Origin of the sequence: Acinetobacter sp. YH12070 (assembly GCF_013419625.1) — a bacterium.
In the GTDB taxonomy this organism is placed as follows: domain Bacteria; phylum Pseudomonadota; class Gammaproteobacteria; order Pseudomonadales; family Moraxellaceae; genus Acinetobacter; species Acinetobacter amyesii.
The window spans coordinates 56,616-75,435 of sequence record NZ_VOZT01000013.1; the positions used below are offsets into that span (position 1 = coordinate 56,616).

General features: G+C 40.2%; 17 protein-coding genes. 10 read left to right on the forward strand and 7 right to left on the reverse strand.

The window, feature by feature from the left end; all coding sequences use genetic code 11:
* Positions 1-137 precede the first annotated feature (137 nt).
* The 8 genes from FTU17_RS05700 to purB all read left to right on the forward strand — a co-directional run bounded on the left by FTU17_RS05700 (position 138) and on the right by purB (position 7,303).
* On the forward strand, positions 138-524 hold the full coding sequence (locus FTU17_RS05700) for an MCR_0457 family protein (RefSeq protein WP_180107519.1): 387 nt from the start codon (positions 138-140) through the stop codon (positions 522-524).
* A 118-nt stretch (positions 525-642) separates the two neighbouring features.
* Positions 643-1,791, forward strand: coding sequence for a D-alanyl-D-alanine carboxypeptidase PBP5/6 (gene dacC, locus FTU17_RS05705; protein WP_078191838.1), 1,149 nt, complete (start codon positions 643-645; stop codon positions 1,789-1,791).
* 103 nt (positions 1,792-1,894) lie between these two features.
* Entirely contained in the window at positions 1,895-2,425 is a 531-nt protein-coding gene (locus FTU17_RS05710; protein WP_180134872.1) for a gamma carbonic anhydrase family protein, read from the forward strand.
* Between the two features lie 216 nt (positions 2,426-2,641).
* A complete protein-coding gene (locus tag FTU17_RS05715; RefSeq protein ID WP_180134873.1) occupies positions 2,642-3,202 on the forward strand; it encodes a hypothetical protein in 561 nt (186 codons plus the stop codon).
* A gap of 285 nt (positions 3,203-3,487) precedes the next feature.
* The gene (locus FTU17_RS05720) at positions 3,488-3,973 is read left to right on the forward strand and encodes an NUDIX hydrolase (RefSeq protein WP_078190179.1); all 486 of its coding nucleotides are present in this window, start codon (positions 3,488-3,490) and stop codon (positions 3,971-3,973) included.
* A gap of 4 nt (positions 3,974-3,977) precedes the next feature.
* Positions 3,978-5,114: a tRNA 2-thiouridine(34) synthase MnmA gene (mnmA, locus tag FTU17_RS05725; protein WP_168379207.1), complete on the forward strand. Its 1,137-nt coding sequence runs from the start codon at positions 3,978-3,980 to the stop codon at positions 5,112-5,114.
* 12 nt (positions 5,115-5,126) lie between these two features.
* A complete protein-coding gene (gene hflD, locus FTU17_RS05730) occupies positions 5,127-5,858 on the forward strand; it encodes a high frequency lysogenization protein HflD (protein WP_078190181.1) in 732 nt (243 codons plus the stop codon).
* A 56-nt stretch (positions 5,859-5,914) separates the two neighbouring features.
* Positions 5,915-7,303, forward strand: a complete 1,389-nt coding sequence (gene purB, locus FTU17_RS05735; protein WP_174558865.1) for an adenylosuccinate lyase — start codon at positions 5,915-5,917, stop codon at positions 7,301-7,303.
* 199 nt (positions 7,304-7,502) lie between these two features.
* Here purB and FTU17_RS05740 read toward each other — a convergent pair whose 3' ends face one another.
* Positions 7,503-7,742 (reverse strand): hypothetical protein, encoded by a 240-nt coding sequence (locus FTU17_RS05740; protein ID WP_180134874.1) that lies wholly within the window; start codon positions 7,740-7,742, stop codon positions 7,503-7,505.
* Between the two features lie 212 nt (positions 7,743-7,954).
* Between FTU17_RS05740 and FTU17_RS05745 the strand changes: the two genes are divergently transcribed.
* Complete coding sequence (locus FTU17_RS05745) at positions 7,955-8,584, forward strand: DUF2238 domain-containing protein (protein WP_180134875.1); 630 nt, start codon at positions 7,955-7,957, stop codon at positions 8,582-8,584.
* A gap of 62 nt (positions 8,585-8,646) precedes the next feature.
* Here the strand turns inward: FTU17_RS05745 and FTU17_RS05750 are convergent, their stop codons facing one another.
* The 6 genes from FTU17_RS05750 to FTU17_RS05775 all read right to left on the reverse strand — a co-directional run bounded on the left by FTU17_RS05750 (position 8,647) and on the right by FTU17_RS05775 (position 17,181).
* Positions 8,647-10,854 (reverse strand): Ig-like domain-containing protein, encoded by a 2,208-nt coding sequence (locus FTU17_RS05750; RefSeq protein WP_180134876.1) that lies wholly within the window; start codon positions 10,852-10,854, stop codon positions 8,647-8,649.
* A gap of 341 nt (positions 10,855-11,195) precedes the next feature.
* Positions 11,196-12,158: a protease SohB gene (gene sohB / locus FTU17_RS05755; protein WP_180134877.1), complete on the reverse strand. Its 963-nt coding sequence runs from the start codon at positions 12,156-12,158 to the stop codon at positions 11,196-11,198.
* A 190-nt stretch (positions 12,159-12,348) separates the two neighbouring features.
* Positions 12,349-13,272 (reverse strand): phosphate ABC transporter ATP-binding protein PstB, encoded by a 924-nt coding sequence (pstB, locus tag FTU17_RS05760; protein WP_168379202.1) that lies wholly within the window; start codon positions 13,270-13,272, stop codon positions 12,349-12,351.
* 13 nt (positions 13,273-13,285) lie between these two features.
* Positions 13,286-14,677 (reverse strand): phosphate ABC transporter permease PstA, encoded by a 1,392-nt coding sequence (pstA, locus tag FTU17_RS05765; protein ID WP_180134878.1) that lies wholly within the window; start codon positions 14,675-14,677, stop codon positions 13,286-13,288.
* A complete protein-coding gene (pstC, locus tag FTU17_RS05770) occupies positions 14,674-16,053 on the reverse strand; it encodes a phosphate ABC transporter permease subunit PstC (protein ID WP_180134879.1) in 1,380 nt (459 codons plus the stop codon). The genes pstA and pstC overlap by 4 nt, the downstream gene beginning before the upstream one ends.
* 99 nt (positions 16,054-16,152) lie before the next feature.
* Entirely contained in the window at positions 16,153-17,181 is a 1,029-nt protein-coding gene (locus FTU17_RS05775; RefSeq protein WP_078190190.1) for a substrate-binding domain-containing protein, read from the reverse strand.
* Positions 17,182-17,592: 411 nt separating this feature from the next.
* Here FTU17_RS05775 and FTU17_RS05780 point away from each other — a divergent pair, with 411 nt between their 5' ends.
* Positions 17,593-18,645: a Rieske 2Fe-2S domain-containing protein gene (locus FTU17_RS05780; RefSeq protein ID WP_180134880.1), complete on the forward strand. Its 1,053-nt coding sequence runs from the start codon at positions 17,593-17,595 to the stop codon at positions 18,643-18,645.
* Positions 18,646-18,820: the final 175 nt, after the last annotated feature.

Genomic DNA, 18,820 nt, shown 5'->3' on the forward strand with positions numbered 1-18,820 from the left:
TTTTTTCTTTCACAATGTATTGATTTTTAAACAGCTTCAATACAATTTTCTACTGATCTCTACCAGAAATACGATTAAGCTAGGCAAATAAATTTTAGCTATTTGATATCTTTTAGGTTATTTAACAGGTTATTTAAATGAAAAACTCCTTTGTAAAATCTCTTTGTGCCCTTAGCCTTTCTACTTTTGCTTTCACTACCATGTCTGCACATGCCGCAGATGAAAAAATTGAAGTTACCCCTACACCTCAAGTGACCAGTCAAGAACTTGCAGCTATCTATGTACTATCTGAAGTCTGCCCAAAACTGGTGAATGACAAAGATCAACCAAAGTTTGAAGCGGGTTATGCAAAATTAGCTAAAGAATATATGCCGAATGAAAAGAACCCAGTAAATGCTTTACAGCAACTCAGCAAACAAAAAAGTTTTAAAGATGCTTTAAAAGAAGCGCAGTCTGATGCGAAGAAAGCTGGCGATAAGAAAAATGGTGCGATTTGCAAAGAATTGACTGCTTACAGCAAATAATACCAATTGGTTACAATACTTTTAAAATAAGCGCTTGCACCCCATAGCAGTCCGCCTAGCTTTGTCCTAAAATGCTAGGCTCTTTGTGCTTATACCTAAGTTATTGGAACCACCCAGAATGACCCGAAAAACCGCCCTTGCCGCATTACTACTTGCACCTAGTTTTTCATTCGCGGCAACTGTCCTTTCTGCACCACCTGAATTAAATAATAAATCTTATGTGCTGATGGACTATGAGACAGGGCAAATCCTTGCTTCTAAAAATGAAAACGAAAAATTAGCTCCTGCTTCAATGACAAAAATGATGACCAGTTACATCATTGAGCAAAAGTTATTAAGCGGTGAACTAACTGAAAATGAAAAAGTACGTATGAATGAGTCGGCTTGGTGTCGCGGCAGCAGCACTGAGTCATGTATGTACGTTCCGCTCAACGGTACTGCAACTGCATTAGAAATGTTACGTGGCATTATCATTCAGTCGGGTAACGATGCTTCTAAAGCTATGGCAGAACATATTGCTGGCAATGAAGGCACCTTTGCCCACATGATGAACCAAGAAGCGAAACGTATTGGCATGGTGAATACTCAATTCATCAATGCGACAGGTATGCCAGCTGAAGGTCATTTCTCGACTGCCAAAGATATGGCGACTCTAGCGCAACATATCATTCATGACAGTTCAAAATACTATCCGATCTACTCTGAAAAAGAATTTACGTTCAATGGCATTAAGCAAGGCAACCGTAATGCCCTGCTTTATACTGACCCAAGTGTAGATGGTTTAAAAACTGGCCATACTGAAGAAGCGGGCTACTGCTTAACGACTTCAGCTAAACGTGGTCCTTTACGTTTAATTTCAGTGATCTTTGGTGCGCCAAGCATGAACGAGCGTGCATCTCAAACACGTGAAATTTTAGCTTGGGGTTATGCAAACTTTGAAACTGTAAAAGTTCAACCTGCTAAACAAGTGCTTGCAAAAGCAAAAGTTTGGTACGGTAAAGACAATGAAGTTCAAGTAGGTCTAGCTGAAAACTTTAACGTGACGATGCCTAAAGGCGAAGCGAACGCCATTAAAACTCAATTGGTTGTTCAACCAAAATTAACTGCTCCTTTAAAACAAGGTCAAGTGGTCGGTAAATACGTTGCAACACTTAATGGCAAAGTCATTGCTGAAAAACCGCTTGTCGCTCTACAAAATGTTGAAGAAGCTGGTTTCTTTGCAAAAATGATTGATCACATCAAACAATTCTTTAGCAACTTATTCTAAATTTGATGAAAACTCGATATTAAGACTAAAGTGAAAGCATCTAGATTTCGGTCTAGGTGCTTTTTTATTTTATAATGCCTAAAAACCTGTAGATGACTTTCCTATGAGCCAAAACATCCGCCCTTATTTAGACACAGCTCCACACATTGATGACTCTTGTTATATTGATGAAATGTCAGTCGTGATTGGCGATGTTGTATTGGCTGAAAATGTTTCGGTTTGGCCATTTGCGGTGATTCGTGGTGATGTAAACCATATTCGTATTGGTAAAAACTCTAATGTGCAAGATCACTCAATGTTGCATGTGAGTCATAAAAAAGCCGATAAACCTGAAGGTTCTCCACTGATTATTGGTGAAGATGTGACGATTGGTCATCACGTGAAATTACACGGTTGTACCATTGGTAATCGTGTTTTAGTCGGTATAGGTACAATTATATTAGATGATGTAATTGTTGAAGATGATGTGATGATTGGTGCTGGTTCACTTGTTCCACCAAATAAGGTTTTGGAAAGTGGTTATTTATATGTGGGCAGTCCTGTTAAAAAAGTCCGCCCACTAACCGATAAAGAAAAAGCATTTTTACCGTATTCAGCGCAGAATTATGTGAAGGTGTCGGGGAATTATAAATAAAATAGATTTTGCATAAGATGTTTTATGTTCAATAAAGATAAAGCTAACTTTATAGGTAGCTTAAACTGTATTTTATAGTTTTGGTTTTTCATCCAGAAAATATGAAACTCTTAATGCCAAGATTTCATGTTCATCTTGGAACTATTTATATCCAAAACGGTTATTCATTTCACTTTTTAATGAACTTAGTTGCCCATTATTTAAGCCAGTACCAAAATGAAAAAAAGTAAAATTATTGGAATTATTGGAATTATTGGAATTATTGGAATTATTGGAATTATTGGAATTATTGGAATTATTGGAATTATTGGAATTATTGGAATTATTGGAATTATTGGAATTATTGGAATTATTGGAATTATTAGTGATAATTCTAAGTGCTTTTTAAAAAATGGGATTTGTATAGCAAGTTTCGAATATTCTCATTCTACTGAAAAAACGCTATATAGGAATAGAGATGCTTTGACAGAAGATGAAAAGTTAAATTGGATTCATTTACATAGTATTTATCCAAAGAGCGAGATAGGATTTTGGAATAATTGCACTGAAATATCTTCTAAATCAATAGTGTGCTCATTTCAACAACTTGTTAATACAAAAGAATGTGTCCCTTTAAGTATTGATAGATATCCCATTGAAAATTGGCGGTTAAAGTTTTATGAAATAACGATACTTAATCATTATCAGTTTGAAATAAAAAATTATACTGGACGAAAAAACTCATGGATAGAAGATCAACATATAAATGTTATGCAAGAGGTATTGTGTGATAGTTAGAAATGGATCAGGAAATTTGAACAACTAATAAAAGTGCTATTCTGTATACGAAATACTATTTTTATTTCTTACAATTCATCATTTTATCTCATACAAAAAACCAGCTAAGCAGAGTTTTACTTTTTTTAATAATTTATCTTGCCCTGCACTCATTATTCAATCATTGTTCTACAAAAATTTTTACCCAAACTCAAAAATCATCTTCCTCCAAAGAATTCACCTCCCATCGTAGCCACCGCTCCCTAAATTTTGTAGAATAGCGTTTTTACCCCATGGTGCTTTTCTATGACCGCTTGGACTGCTCACGTCACTGTTGCGACAGTCGTTGAAAAAGACGGAAAATTCCTATTTGTTGAAGAACATACAGAAGGTGTGACCCATACTGTATTTAATCAACCTGCAGGTCATGTTGAAGCTGGCGAAACCATTATTGAAGCAGCCATTCGAGAAACCATGGAAGAAACAGGTCACGATGTAGAAATCACGAACCTTCTAGGCATGTATACTTATACTCCCCCGATGTTCCCTGATCGTACTTATTTCCGTTTCTGTTTTTTAGCTAAAGACATTCAGCACCATGCCGATGCACAATTAGACACAGGTATTGTCGGTGCAGTATGGATGACGCTTGATGAACTCATTGAGTCTGCCCGTGCGCGCAGTCCATTAGTGATTAAAGCAGTGCAAGATGCTCTTTCAGGTCAAAAATTTCCTTTATCGCTCATTTACGAGCACCAAAATTCTCCCTTAATTTCAAATTTGGATGCTTAATCCTATGCAACAACGTGTCATCGTCGGTATGTCTGGTGGTGTAGATTCTTCTGTATCTGCAGCACTTTTACTTCAACAAGGTTATCAAGTTGAAGGTCTTTTCATGAAAAACTGGGAAGAAGATGACGGCACGGAATACTGTACGGCAATGGAAGATCTTGCCGATGCTCAAGCCGTTTGTGACAAAATTGGTATCAAACTTCATACCGCAAATTTTGCGATGGAATATTGGGACCGTGTCTTTGAGCATTTCTTAGAAGAATATGCCGCAGGTCGTACACCAAACCCAGATATTCTCTGCAATAAAGAAATTAAATTCCGTGCATTTCTCGACCATGCTGTGAACTTAGGTGCTGACTTTATTGCGACAGGCCACTATTGCCGCCGTGGTGAAACGCTAAAAAATTCACGTGGTGAAGAGTATGCCCCTCTACTGCGTGGTCTAGACAACAACAAAGACCAAACCTATTTCCTACATGCAGTGCATGGTCGTGAAATTAACAAAACTTTGTTCCCTGTGGGTGAAATTGAAAAACCACAAGTGCGTAAAATCGCTGAAGAATTAGGTCTAATCACCGCGAAGAAAAAAGATTCAACAGGAATTTGCTTTATTGGCGAACGTCGATTTAATGACTTCTTAAAGCAATATTTACCTGCTCAACCCGGAAAAATCGTCCTAGACACGGGTAAAGAGGTTGGTGAACATCACGGCTTAATGTACTATACGCTCGGCCAACGTGGTGGCATCGGTCTTGGTGGTCTAAAAGGTGCTGAAGAAGGCGCTTGGTTTGTACTGCATAAAGATATCGAAGGTAATCGCCTAGTCGTTGGTCAAGGTCATGAACATCCACTCATGCAAAGCACCATTTTATGGTCTGAAGCGATTGATTGGGTGGCTGGTGAACAAGAGATTCCTGAATCAGGCTTCCGCTGCACAGCGAAAACTCGTTATCGTCAGCCTGACCAAGACTGTACAATATTTAAAGACCCTACAGCGCCAAATGGTGTGCGTGTCGAATTCGATGAGCCACAACGTGCTGTTACACCGGGTCAAAGTGTGGTGTTCTACACCGGTGAAGTTTGTTTAGGGGGTGGTGTGATTCATCATACCAATGCGCCTAAACCGGATTTTATTGAATAAGGATTGTTTCGGATGACAGAGTTACCGTTTCAACAGCCTCAGACTCTGAATACTCGCCAAAATCGTGCATTGGCGTTAGCTGCTGTTTTTCAAGCGACACAGCTGACCCACATGACTGCATTGACTGGGCAACAGAGTATCGGGGAAAGCGGTAACTTTTATTTTGAACATCTCATTAAAGCCAGTTTAAATATCCGTCCTAAGTCGAATCAGTCTAGTCAGACGCTTGATTTTTTTAGTGGCTTGGCGGATATTTCGCTGGGATTAAAAACCTTAGAAAGTAGCATTACTCAGCCCTTCAATACTTCTCCCAAATCTAGACTGCCTAAACTTGCCAATACCAAGCTACCCATGACGTATGCGATGGCATTATTGCAGTTAGAAAAGAAAGTCTATAGCAATCCTAAATTTGTAGAAATCATTGAACAATCCCAACAAAAAATTCTGAGACAGCTTTCCTTTTTCGATAATAATTATTTACATCCAAGTATCATTGCCAATTTAGCGCAAACCTATATTGAAACTGCTGGCCAAATTAATCCACGTATTATGGTTCGTGGCAATGCCGAAGCATTTAAAGATACCTCTCATACCAATCGCATTCGCGCCACCTTATTTACTGGCTTACAAATGGCACATTTATGGCGTCAGCTCGGTGGTAGCTCATGGGGTATGATTTTCAGTAAGCGCAAGCTACTACAAGATATTCAAGATCTTGCCCGTTTACAGTATCAGGTGGTTTAACTGATGCAGTACGGGCTTTTTGTTTTACGTTTAATTCCAAAATTTAAGGAATCGCTATGAACGCTTTAACCGCACTTTCTCCATTAGATGGACGTTACGCAAGCAAATGTGATGCTCTACGTCCCTTCCTCTCTGAGTTTGGTTTAATCCATGCTCGTGTGACTGTTGAAGTGCGTTGGTTACAAGCGCTTGCAAACCGTCCTGAAATCACTGAAGTTCCAGCGTTCAGTGCTGAAACTAACGCTGCGCTTGATGCAATTGTTGCGAACTTCTCTGAAGACAATGCAAACCGCATTAAAGAAATTGAACGTACAACAAACCATGACGTAAAAGCAGTTGAGTACTTCTTAAAAGAGCAAATCGCACATATCGATGAGCTTAAAAATGCTGGAGAATTCATTCACTTTGCATGTACATCTGAAGACATCAACAACTTGTCTCATGCTTTAATGCTTAAAAATGGCCGTGAAGTTTTAGTTGCAGCAATGCAGCAAATCATCGATTCAATCGTTGCTTTGGCTGAACAACACGCTGAACAACCAATGTTGTCTCGTACACATGGTCAAACTGCAAGCCCAACAACTTTGGGTAAAGAAATGGCGAACGTGGCTTATCGCCTTGCACGTCAAATCAAACAATTCAAACAAGTTGAATTACTTGGTAAAATCAATGGTGCAGTAGGTAACTACAACGCGCACTACTCTGCTTACCCTGAAATTAACTGGCCTGCGCATTCACAAGCATTTGTTGAATCATTAGGTTTAGAATTTAACCCGTACACCACTCAAATCGAACCACATGACTACATGGCGGAACTTTTTGATGCGCTACGTCGTTTCAACACCATTTTGATCGACTTTAACCGTGACGTTTGGGGCTACATCTCACTTGGTTTCTTCAAACAACGTTTAAAAGAAGGTGAAGTTGGTTCGTCAACTATGCCGCATAAAGTAAACCCAATTGACTTCGAAAACTCTGAAGGTAACTTGGGTATTGCAAATGCAGTACTTGCGCATTTAGGCGAAAAACTTCCTGTATCTCGCTGGCAGCGTGACTTAACTGACTCTACTGTTCTACGTAACATGGGCGTTGGTTTTGCACAAAGCTTGATCGCTTTTGAAGCTTGCTCTAAAGGTATTGGTAAACTTGAATTGAATGCTCAACGTATTCTTGAAGACCTTGACCATGCACAAGAAGTGCTTGCAGAACCGATTCAAACTGTTATGCGTCGTTATGCAGTTGAAAAACCTTACGAAAAACTTAAAGCCCTTACTCGTGGTCAAGCAATGACTCGCGACATGATGGTTGATTTCGTCAATGGTAATGAGCTTGAAGCTGTTCCTGCTGCTGACCGTGCACGTCTTGCAGAAATGACACCTGCAACTTATACAGGTAATGCATCAACTCAAGCAAAACAAGTTGCTGATTTAATTTCTAAGATCTGATTTCTAAAATCTAATTTTAGATAGATCAAAAAAACGAGGCTTCATGCCTCGTTTTTTATTTCCACCTATATACTTTATCTCTTTGGGATGAGGAACTTGCTCCGCAAGGAGATGTGGCTATCCATCTATCCCTTGCGAACTCAGAATATATTCTGAGGATTCTCATCTCCTATAAGGATAGAGGAAATTTAGAAGTAATTTATTCTGCAGGGCAATATTTCGCCCAATCATCTTTCATTCGTTGTAATTCACAACCCGTTAAAATATCTGAGTAATAAACATAATATGTGGCATCAGGATACTGAATTTCATGGCGAAACATCATGCCGCGCAAAGACACTGAGAGCTCTTCTGGAAAATCATCTGTTAAATAAAGTTCTTCAAACTCATAGTTAAAATAACAATTTTGAGTCGCAATAAATGCCTCAACAACGGTCATAGTCATTTCCAAATATATAAACTTCGATATACATCTGAGTTTAATACAATCTTTTTGAAAATACTTATCCCTAGTAGCTAGCTGATGACATTTGAAAAAATAATGCACAAATTCTAACGCCGGCGAACTAACACCTTTCATCGCATTATGGCTATACTTGCCGCGAATTATAAACATTGCACACCGATAAAAAATTTGAGCTTTGCCTTTTCATGATTGATTTCAAATTAAAACTTAAGCACATCTTAGCTTTTGCGTTATTAACTCTTGCCATTGCGATCGCCAGTATCCAACCTTTAGAAATGGAAGCGTATATACTCCATCAAATTGGCACAGCGTTTATGCTGATCGTGCTGCTCGTTTTCCTCTATAAAATAGGGCTAAGTTTCGCAACTGTTTGCCTGTATCTTGGCTTTTTACTGATTCATGTCATCGGTGCCCATTATTTATATTCTTATGTACCCTATTCTGAATGGACACAAGCTCTCTTCGGTTTCAACCTTGACCAAAGCATGGGATGGTCTCGGAATATGTATGATCGGCTTGTACACCTTGCCTATGGATTGCTGCTCTATCCGTTCTTTTATCGCATATTTCAAATCTGGCTACCACAATTAAAAGCCGGAACACTCTTTTTATTGGTCGTACAATTCGTCATGGCGACCAGTTTATTTTATGAATGGATCGAATGGCTGATTGCCATTGGCTTATCACCAGAAGAAGCTGAAAATTATAATGGGCAACAAGGTGATATTTGGGATGCGCATAAAGATATGCTGCTCGCAACACTTGGTGCGATGATCACTGGTGGTATTTTATATTTCAATCAGAAAAAATCTTAAATAAAAAAGCACTCATCAGAGTGCTTTTTTATCTCTATATTCATGAATGGATGTATTAATTATTAATAGAGTGGTAGCACATATAAGGATTGATCTAACGGATCTAATGTGCCCCATGCTGTTTGAAGCTCTGTATTTGAAACTGCTGCGATATCCGATACTGGATTGATAGACGCATTTAAATAAGATGAATCATCTGATATTACATCAAGAGCATTGTTGGGTTCAGGATTGCTCAATAAGCCGTTCAAATCGATTTGATCATCAGAAATAAAAGAGCTTGTTTCATTTAAGCCAAAGCTCGACATACTGTGCTGCGCAAGTACATCAAACACACTATTATCATCTGTTAACATTGATGCTTGATCTTGTAATTCATCCGAAGCCTGTTCTTCTGAGATCAAGAATAAATTCGCTTTGGCAACTGTCATCGCTTCAACGGTAAAATCAAATGCTGAGCTTTTGGCACTGGTATTTCCAGCCGCATCCGTTTGGGTAAAACTATAACTGTACTTGCCTGCAGCTAAATCAGACTCTGGTGTATACAACCATTTTCCACTGGTATCTGCTTTGACAGTTGCCACTGCGACGCCATTTTTATAAATGGTAATCGTGGCATTGGCCTCACCTTTACCTTCAAAACTTGGGGTGGAATCTTGCGTGCTCTCCCCCTGCTTAATGGTGAGCTTTGTAGTCTCGCGATCATCATACACCGTCGTCAATGTCGGCGCGGATGGCGCAATAGTGTCCTTTGTCCCAATGACTTGCGTGCTCTTTGAGCTATTGCCAGCCGCATCTGTCGCAGTCACTTGGACAACATTATTATCCGTAATTGCGCTGCTTAATTTCACCGTATAGCGACCATCGTCGCCTACAGTTGCAGTACCAAGCGTATTTCCCGCACTGTTTTTAATGGTAATTTTGACACCAATTTCAGCGCTTCCTGACACTTCTGTACCATCTGTATTGATTGTTGCTGTTGGTGCAACGGGTGCCGTATTATCCGTACCAGCAGTGACATTTAAAGGTATCGATTGATTGCCTGCCGCATCGACCACAATAATGGTTGTCTTATTACTATCCGACAGCGCTGGAGACAATATCAGTTTAAATTGACCATTGGCATCTACCGTAGTAGTGGCGATGACTTGTAAATTTGCATCTAAGATTTGAATGGTGCTATTGGCTTCGGCAGTACCAACCAGTTCAGTTCCGGCTTTATTCACTTCAATTTTAGGTTGATCAGGTCGAAGCGTATCTTTGCCCATTTCAACCGACTGCGCTTCAGATTTATTGCCAGCTTTATCTTCTACAATGACTTTAGCCGTCTCACCCGCTTCTAAAGTATTACTTAATGCAATGGAGAAATTGCCATCACTTGCCGCAGTCACAGGCCCACCTAAAAGCGTTGTGCCATCTGCAGCATAAACATAGACTTTTGCACCCGCTTCGGCAAAACCTGAGACAAACTTACCGCTTTCATCCACTTGTGCATTTGCAGCGTCCGGCGAAATTGTATCTTTACTACCCGTCAATATTGTCGATTGAGAACTATTTCCCGCCTTGTCTTTAGCGTACACAATCACACGATTTCCGTCTGTAATCGCGTCATCTAAAGTAATTTTATAGTTGCCATCAGCATCTGCTTTAGATTGACCAATCGTATTGCCTTTCGCATCTACGATATAAACCGTTGCACCCGCTTCCGCCTTACCGGACACGACTTTTCCGTCACTATCAAAACTTCCAGTTGGCGTACTTGGCGCTGTTTTGTCATTGCTAGAAGATTTATCATCTTCTTTGTCAAATGCTAGCAGATATACCGCTTCTGCACCCAAGATCGCCAATCCCGCCTTAAGTAGAGATGGTGAACCATCATCTTCACTTGCAACTTCCGTAGCTTGAGCAGGTGTTGTCGCCTGATTTAACTGTGTCGATGCAGATAAAGGCTGTGCAAATTCATTCACAGAGCGATAGCTCGCCGTTTTGCCATCGACATCAATTTCAACCAGCTTAAATTGCTCTGGCCCACTATGTAAAACCAAAGAATTATCAGAGCCAAAGTCATCTGTATAAAAATGATCAATCACGATTTTTTGACCATTTTTCAGGGTAATCACACATTGATTTCCGACTCGATGGATCGACTGAATATCGGCTGGCTTGAGTTCTAACTGAATAACGGACGGTTGAGATATTTGTATTTTTGTGGCCTGAGTTTCTTTTAAAATCGTTTGATCATGCTTTGATATCACGACAATTTTTGTCATTTCGCCCTCAGTGTTATTATGTAATAAACATCTAATAAATAATTAGTTAAGTACCTTATCAAATTGGTGCTGAACAGACAAACCATTCTGGATGTTAATTCATCAGAATTATTTTTATTTAATTTTTCATCTTAAATTCTACGCTGATAACAGCGGTTTCTATGGTTCTATCCATTTTAATATTTTAGATTCAGCCAAGTTTAGATAATCAAAATTATCTAAGTATTTATAAAGGATTACTGTGTATTAGCCGCGCTTGCTGCAATTTTCAAAGTAGCGTCATTTAGCATAAAAAAAAGCTCACCGAAGTGAGCTTTAAAGACATCATAACAAAAACGATTTTAGAGTTTAGGATCACGCAACTGCACGAGACTCGAATTGGCTTTGCTCAATGACTCCATCACTTTAGACATGACTGCAGGAACCAATGAGTCCGCAATTTGCGCTGCTTGTAAGCCCAACTTCTCACCAAGTGTTGGTTTTTTGCGGGTTTCAATCATATATACATCATGTTGTGGCATGAAACTTAACAGATATTCATCTGACGTTTGCAATTTATCGACTAGATTAAGATCAATGGCATCTTGACCATACCAATGCTCACCTGTTGCAACTTTATCGACATTAAGCTGAGGACGGTATTTTTCAACAAAGTGTTTAAACAAGTTATGGGTTTGCTGTAACTCTTCTTCAAATTTGGCTTTACCTTCAGCAGTATTTTCACCAAACATAGTTACGGTACGTTTGAACTGACCCGCGGTATACAGTTCAAAATCGATATGTTTTTCTTTCAATAAACGGTTAAAGTTCGGCACTTGTGCAACCACACCAATCGAACCCACCACAGCAAATGGTGCTGAAACGATTTCATTTGCAATGCAAGCCATCATATAGCCACCGCTTGCAGCAACCTTATCCACGCAAATAGTTAAGTTAAATCCAGCATCGCGTAAACGTACCAATTGTGCAGCAGCTAGACCATAGCCATGCACCATCCCGCCTGGACTTTCTAAACGTAAAACTACGCGGTCGCGCCCAGCTTTTGCTGTCGCTAAGATTAGGGTAATTTCTTCACGTAGACTTGTCACCGCAGATGCAGCAGTATCACCATTAAAATCGATTACATAAATTTTTTGGTTATTCTTTTTACGTGCGCGCGCTTCTTTTGATAATTGTTGGCTTAGTTGCAGCAGCTCAAGTTTAGATGCAGTCGTTTGCGCAATTTTTTTTCGTTGTTCATTAATACGTGCATTTAAGTGACTTACACGAATTTCCGCAGGCAACTTAGGATTATGAAATAGCATAAAATTGAAACTCATTTAATTCATATTTATGTTGTATAACATGTGGGTTGCATCACAAAAATTCAATCAATTTTTTGAAAATAATTCTCATTGAGCCAAATTGAGCATTTTATTTTTATCAAGACTTTTTGACCTAATTATTGACTTCATAAAAAAAGAGCCTTTCGGCTCTATTTTTAAACAGACCAGATTAACCAAAACGACCGGTAATATAGGCTTCTGTAAGCTGATGATCCGGTTGGGTAAAGACTTTTTCAGTGGAATTCACTTCAATTAAATCACCCAAATGGAAATATGCGGTACGGTCAGAAACACGCGCTGCTTGTTGCATCGAGTGTGTCACAATCGCAATGGTATATTGCGCTGAAAGTTCAGTGATGAGTTCTTCTACTTTTGCTGTTGCAATCGGATCGAGTGCTGAACAAGGTTCATCCATTAAAATCACTTCAGGACTAACTGCAATGGTTCGCGCAATACAAAGACGTTGCTGCTGACCACCTGAAAGCCCCGTACCCGGTTGGTTCAAACGATCTTTCACTTCATCCCAAAGCCCTGCTTTACGCAGACTATTTTCAACAATTTCTTCCATGTCGTATTTGTCACGCGCCAATCCATGCAGTTTAGGACCATAAGCCACATTGTCAAAAATTGACTTAGGGAATGGATTTGGCTTTTGGAAAACCATACCCACTTGGGCACGAAGTAACACCACATCGAGATTTGGATCATAGATATCTTGATTATCCATGAGCACTTGCCCTGTCACACGACAAGAATCAATCGTGTCATTCATACGGTTGAGCGTACGTAGGAAAGTTGACTTACCACAACCAGACGGTCCAATAAAGGCAATCACTTCATTTTCATAAATGTTCAGATCAATGCCTTTGATCGCTTCAGATTCACCATAGTACACATGCACATCATTGGTACTGATTTTCACATTGGTCGATTTCGCATCTTTTTTCGCGCTAGATTGCGTATCGAATTGTGACACAAACGCAGTATTGGTTTGCTTTTGACTGCCCTGTGCAGAGGTAAATTGTGTTTGTTCTGGATTCACGGACTTATCCTGATCTAAGGAATTCTTTTCAGTTGTAACGACGCTATTCATATAATGCCCTCAATTACCAGCGTACTTCAAATTTCTTACGTAACCAGATCGCTAAACTGTTTAAGCCGATCATGAGAGCAAGAAGTACAATGATTGCTGCTGCGGTACGCCCTTCAAAGAAGTTACGTAGTTCGTTACCTTGCCAAAGGAAAATTTGTACAGGTAATGCAGTGGATTGATCTAAAGGAGTGGCTGGTACACTTGCCACAAAGGCACTCATACCAATCAATAATAATGGAGCAGTTTCACCTAGGGCTTGTGCAACACCAATAATGGCACCGGTTAAAATACCCGGTAATGCCAGTGGCAAGACATGGTGAAATACAGTTTGTAAACGTGATGCACCCAAACCTAAAGCGGCTTGACGAATCGATGGCGGGACAGCTTTTAGTGATGCACGTGTGGTAATAATGACCGTTGGTAGTGTCATCAAACTTAAGACCAAACCACCAACCACAGGTGCCGAAAGCGGCATGTGCATCCAACCAATAAAGATCGCAGCACCAAGTAAACCAAAGACAATCGAAGGAACCGCTGCTAGGTTGTTAATGTTGACTTCGACAACATCCGTAATCCAGTTTTTAGGTGCAAATTCTTCTAAGTAAATTGCGGATGCTACACCGATTGGAATCGAAATAATGATCACGATCAGCATCATGAAGAGTGAACCCATAAACGCCCCTGCTAAACCTGAAGTTGCAGGTGAGCTACGAGAGTCTGGATTTTTAAATATTTCAGTATTAAATGAGTTGGTGATAACACCGTCAGCCTTGAGTTTATCTGCGAGTTGGCGTACTTCTGGGCTCAATTGTTGCTGTTCATCAGGCAAGCTGCGGTCAATATTACCCGCTAACCAGACATCGACATTGGCATCTGCAAGGATTTTCAAATCTTGCTTTTGGCCAATCAATGATGGATCTGCCATAACCATGTCACGTAAGCGATATGCTTCTGAACTGGTATATAAACTGTTGAGATCATCACGTTGAGAGGCAATCGCTGGATCTTTTGCAATGATCCCATTCACAATCAGCGCATCCCAATCCACCATGCCCATTTCAGTTTGCCAAGCAATAAAACGCTCTTGGAACTGTGCAGGAGATTCACCTTCTTTTTGAACCGGTTTCGCTCCTACATTGACGATACTTGGATCAAAAAACACAGGCACCGTCATCGAGCTTTGCCAGAATGCTGGTAAGCCTTTGGCTAAAATACTGCCAAACAATAGCACGACGAACAATAAGCCAGTCACTACTGCACTAAAGCCCAAGACACGGAAGGTATTTTCTTTACGGTGTCTTTTCGCCAATGAGTTTTCAATGATTTTCTTACGTTTTTCACGAAGCTCTGCGGCTGCGTGCGGATCAAAAGTTTGATCCATATTTGATGTATTCGTCGTACTCATTCGTATTGCTCACGGTATTTACGCACAATGTACAGTGCAACAATATTCAGACCTAAAGTAATCACAAACAGTGTTAAACCGAGTGCAAAAGCGACCAATGCTTGAGGACTCGCAAAGTCTGTATCACCTGTTAATTGGTTTACGATGGTAATGGTGACGGTAGACACCGCTTCGAGTGGGTTGATATGCAGTAAAGGACTGTTCCCTGCTGCAAGCACCACAATCATGGTTTCACCAATCGCACGAGATGCAGCCAATAAGAATGCACCGATGATGCCCGGCAATGCAGCTGGAATCACTACTTGGCGAATGGTTTCTGATTTTGTCGCACCCAAACCGAGTGAACCGTCACGAAGCGCGCGAGGCACTTGGGTAATGATGTCGTCAGATAATGATGAAACGAATGGGATAATCATAATCCCCATCACAAAGCCTGCTGTTAAAGCACTGGTTGCATTAATATCGAGTCCGATATATGCACCGAGCTGTTTTGCAAAGGGTCCAATAATCATTAAGGCAAATACACCATAAACGATGGTTGGAATACCTGCGAGAACTTCAATAGCCGGTTTTGCCCAGGCGCGAAAACTTGGCTTGGCATATTCAGCTAAGTAAATGGCAATCATCAAACCAACAGGAACAGCAATCAATAGCGCAATACCACTGACCATGAGTGTGCCCCAAAGGAGTGGCAGCAAACCATAACTACCTTCGGCATTCCCTGATGTACTAAAACCGGGGTTCCATTCAGTGCCTAAGAAGAAATCTAGTGGACTGACAAAACTAAAGAAACGCATGGCTTCACTGAACATCGACATCACAATGCCAACTGTTGTCAGGATTGCGACACCCGAACACAGTGCCAATGCGATATTAATGACTTTTTCGACTTGGTTACGTGCACGATATTTTTCTGCGATGCGGCGTTTAGCCATGACTAAACCAATCAATGCCGCACAAATCACAATGGCCAATTTTGCATATGAGCCAATGTTTTCAATTTTCTTTAATTGTTCTGCTGCTGCAAGTTCATATGCAGCTGGCGTATCACTCACCCCAAAACCAGAAGCAATCGCTTGAACGCGGTCAACCATTACGCTCGTGCTTGCAGGATCTAAACTTAAACGAATATTTTCAGGGACATTATTTAAAATAACATGTTGAAAAATACTCGGTTCAACCAAGTTCCAAACAATCAAGATTAAAAAAGCGGGAATCCCACACCATAAAGCGACCAAAACACCATAGTAGCCCGGTCGTGAATGCAACATTGCTGAGTTATTGCCTTTACCTGCAAGTTTGCGACTTTTGGTCAGTCCAACTTGATAAGCGATTGCAATAATTGCGAGCAACACACCAATAAGTAGCAGATTCATGTAATCTCCACTGTTTTTTCAAAAGCCCTTCTTGAAAAAACTGTTTCTTTGCAAAAAGCCAATGGCAGGTCAATCCTGCCATTGGCTGTTTCAATCCAATTATTTAACTGCTTTACCCGCTTTAAAGTTTGCAAGCACTGCAGCGCGCTCTTTATCAGACATTGAAATTAAGCCTGCTTTTTCTAGCTTAGAACCTTTACCTGATACTTTTTTGCTAAGGAAGAATTCTGTGAACTCTTTTAAGCCTTTAATTGATTTTAAGTGCTCACCCTTTACATAGAAGAACAATGGACGAGATACTGGGTATGAACCATTTAAAATCGTCTTCTCAGAAGGTGCAACGTTATTGACTGTTGCTACACGTAGCTTGTCACGGTTTTGGTCATAGAAGCCTAGACCGAATACACCGACCGCGTTTGGTGAGGTTTTTAAGCGTGCCAATGTTTCTGTATAGTCGCCTGCAATTTCAATCACACGACCATCTTTACGGAAAGTTGAACATGCTTTTTTCTGAGCATCTTTATCTAATTTTGCGAAAGCTTCATAAGTTTCACAGCCAGCATCGACCATTTTTTCTTGGAACACTTCACGTGTACCGTGGTTTGATGCAGGAATAACTAAAGTGATTGCTTCGTTTGGTAATGTTGGGTCGATTTGATTCCAACGTGTGTATGGGTTTGGAACCAATTTACCTTTTGATGGTAGTTCAGCAGCGAGTGCAGCAAATACGTGCTGTGGGCGAAGTTTGAATGCCGCTTTTTTCGCATTTGACGCAAATACGATACCGTCATATCCAACTTTAATTTCTAAGATTTGGTTAACGCCGGCTTTTTTACATGCAGCCAATTCAGTATCTTTAATTTTACGAGATGCGTTTGCAACGTCAATTGTGTTGTCGCCTACACCATTACAGAATTGTTTCAAACCACCTGAAGTACCGCCTGAACCTACGACAGGTGCTTTAAATTGTGGGAATGTATTACCAAACTCTTCTGCAACAATACTTGCATAAGGCAGTACAGTTGAAGAACCAGCAATTTGGATCGTGTCACGAGCTGCATTTGCAGTTGTAGCGACTGTTGCCCCAGTAGTGAGTACCATAGCAAGTGCGATATGATTTAAGCGCATTCTCATCTCTCTTAATTGATGCATTTATTGGAGTACGCCACTTTTGTTTTTAAAGTCTTGTACTTTTTCGATATCTGCATTTTGATTTTAGAGTATGACAGTTAGGTTACATCTTTATGACGCTTTTATGATAATTGATGATTGCACATTGATTTAAATATAATTCTTTATTTTTCAATATGTAATGAAATTTTTCAAAGTATTGGTCTTATTTATTTCTACTTTGTTATTCGTAAGAATTCATGTCCTTGTCATCTTTTGTCTTATTTTCTTTTTTAAATTTCCCCCTCTTTTATAGAATGATGCAGATTTGCATGTTCGATTTTTTATTCACTCATATTCCAATAATTGAAATTTCATTACATTTTTAGTTCGCTCAATATGCAAGTTTACATAAAAACAGAGCCTAAAATGACCAGTAAAGCCATTGCGACATTTAATCCGGACTTGCCTGTGCATATGACTTTTGAAAAACATGACTGGCACTTACTTGCAGAATATTGGTATCCCATTGCACTCGCTCGAGACATTACAGAACAACCTTATGGCACCATGCTTTTAGATATGCCGCTCGTCATCTATAAAATGGGAGAAGAACTGATTGTCGCTAAAGATGCCTGCCCACACCGCGGCGTACCCCTAAGTTTAGGTAAAAATGATGGTCTAGGCGTGGTCTGCCGCTATCATGGTTTACGCTTTGGTGAACATGGTCATTGCAATCGCATCCCTGCACATCCTGAGCACAAAATTTCACCTCGTTTCAACTTGCGTACTTATGCCGCTGTTGAGCGTTATGGACTGATATGGTGTTCGCTCACTGCACCTAAAGATGCTGCGCCAAACATTCCCGTCATGCCGAATTGGGATGAAGCCGAGTTTCAGCAATTGGTGTGCCCAACGGTCGATTTTCAGTGTTTTGCTGGCCGGCAGCTTGAAGGCTTTATTGATGTTGCGCATTTTGCATGGGTACATCCCGATACCTTTGGTGACCCTGAAAATGTAGAAGTACCTGACTATAAAACATTTGAGACTGAAACAGGGTTTAATGCGGATTATTGGAGCAGTGTTGGGCGCTACCCGATTGGTTTAGAACAACGTGGACAAGATGGCTTTCAATGGCTGCGGCATTTTGAAATTCATCTGCCTTTTACTGCAACACTCACCATACATTTTCCAAACGACAGCAAGCAAGTGATTATGAATGTGGCTTCACCGATGACTGCCCGCTCCACCCGTCTATTTGCTCCCATTTGCCGTAATTATGACAAGGACTTACCTGTCGAAGATGCTTACGACTTTAACCTGAAAATATTTGAGGAAGACCGATTAGTCTCTGAATCACAAAAGCCTGAATATTTGCCTTTGGATTTAAGCATCGAAGCGCATTTCCCGGCGGACCGCAGTTCCAGCATGTACCGCAAATTATTGCGTAAAAAAGGTTTTAGTCCATTATTTGCGGCATAACATCAATATCGTATTGCATTCACCTCACCCTAAGCCTCTCCTACAAGGCATAGGTATCTACACAAATCCCAAGTTTTGGGTTAAATTGAAGAGCATGCTCTTCAATTTAATATCTCCCATCTTGATACACGTCTCGTCAGACGATACAACGCCCTCGTAAAGCTTAATATGAATC

What these genes read in the sequence shown, in the direction of transcription:
- FTU17_RS05700 (WP_180107519.1), top strand. Translation starts at nt 138, where the DNA reads ATGAAAAACTCCTTTGTAAAATCTCTTTGTGCCCTTAGCCTTTCTACT.
- dacC (WP_078191838.1), top strand. Translation starts at nt 643, where the DNA reads ATGACCCGAAAAACCGCCCTTGCCGCATTACTACTTGCACCTAGTTTT.
- FTU17_RS05710 (WP_180134872.1), top strand. Translation starts at nt 1,895, where the DNA reads ATGAGCCAAAACATCCGCCCTTATTTAGACACAGCTCCACACATTGAT.
- FTU17_RS05715 (WP_180134873.1), top strand. Translation starts at nt 2,642, where the DNA reads ATGAAAAAAAGTAAAATTATTGGAATTATTGGAATTATTGGAATTATT.
- FTU17_RS05720 (WP_078190179.1), top strand. Translation starts at nt 3,488, where the DNA reads ATGACCGCTTGGACTGCTCACGTCACTGTTGCGACAGTCGTTGAAAAA.
- mnmA (WP_168379207.1), top strand. Translation starts at nt 3,978, where the DNA reads ATGCAACAACGTGTCATCGTCGGTATGTCTGGTGGTGTAGATTCTTCT.
- hflD (WP_078190181.1), top strand. Translation starts at nt 5,127, where the DNA reads ATGACAGAGTTACCGTTTCAACAGCCTCAGACTCTGAATACTCGCCAA.
- purB (WP_174558865.1), top strand. Translation starts at nt 5,915, where the DNA reads ATGAACGCTTTAACCGCACTTTCTCCATTAGATGGACGTTACGCAAGC.
- FTU17_RS05740 (WP_180134874.1), bottom strand. Translation starts at nt 7,742, where the DNA reads ATGACCGTTGTTGAGGCATTTATTGCGACTCAAAATTGTTATTTTAAC.
- FTU17_RS05745 (WP_180134875.1), top strand. Translation starts at nt 7,955, where the DNA reads ATGATTGATTTCAAATTAAAACTTAAGCACATCTTAGCTTTTGCGTTA.
- FTU17_RS05750 (WP_180134876.1), bottom strand. Translation starts at nt 10,854, where the DNA reads ATGACAAAAATTGTCGTGATATCAAAGCATGATCAAACGATTTTAAAA.
- sohB (WP_180134877.1), bottom strand. Translation starts at nt 12,158, where the DNA reads ATGCTATTTCATAATCCTAAGTTGCCTGCGGAAATTCGTGTAAGTCAC.
- pstB (WP_168379202.1), bottom strand. Translation starts at nt 13,272, where the DNA reads ATGAATAGCGTCGTTACAACTGAAAAGAATTCCTTAGATCAGGATAAG.
- pstA (WP_180134878.1), bottom strand. Translation starts at nt 14,677, where the DNA reads ATGAGTACGACGAATACATCAAATATGGATCAAACTTTTGATCCGCAC.
- pstC (WP_180134879.1), bottom strand. Translation starts at nt 16,053, where the DNA reads ATGAATCTGCTACTTATTGGTGTGTTGCTCGCAATTATTGCAATCGCT.
- FTU17_RS05775 (WP_078190190.1), bottom strand. Translation starts at nt 17,181, where the DNA reads ATGCGCTTAAATCATATCGCACTTGCTATGGTACTCACTACTGGGGCA.
- FTU17_RS05780 (WP_180134880.1), top strand. Translation starts at nt 17,593, where the DNA reads ATGACCAGTAAAGCCATTGCGACATTTAATCCGGACTTGCCTGTGCAT.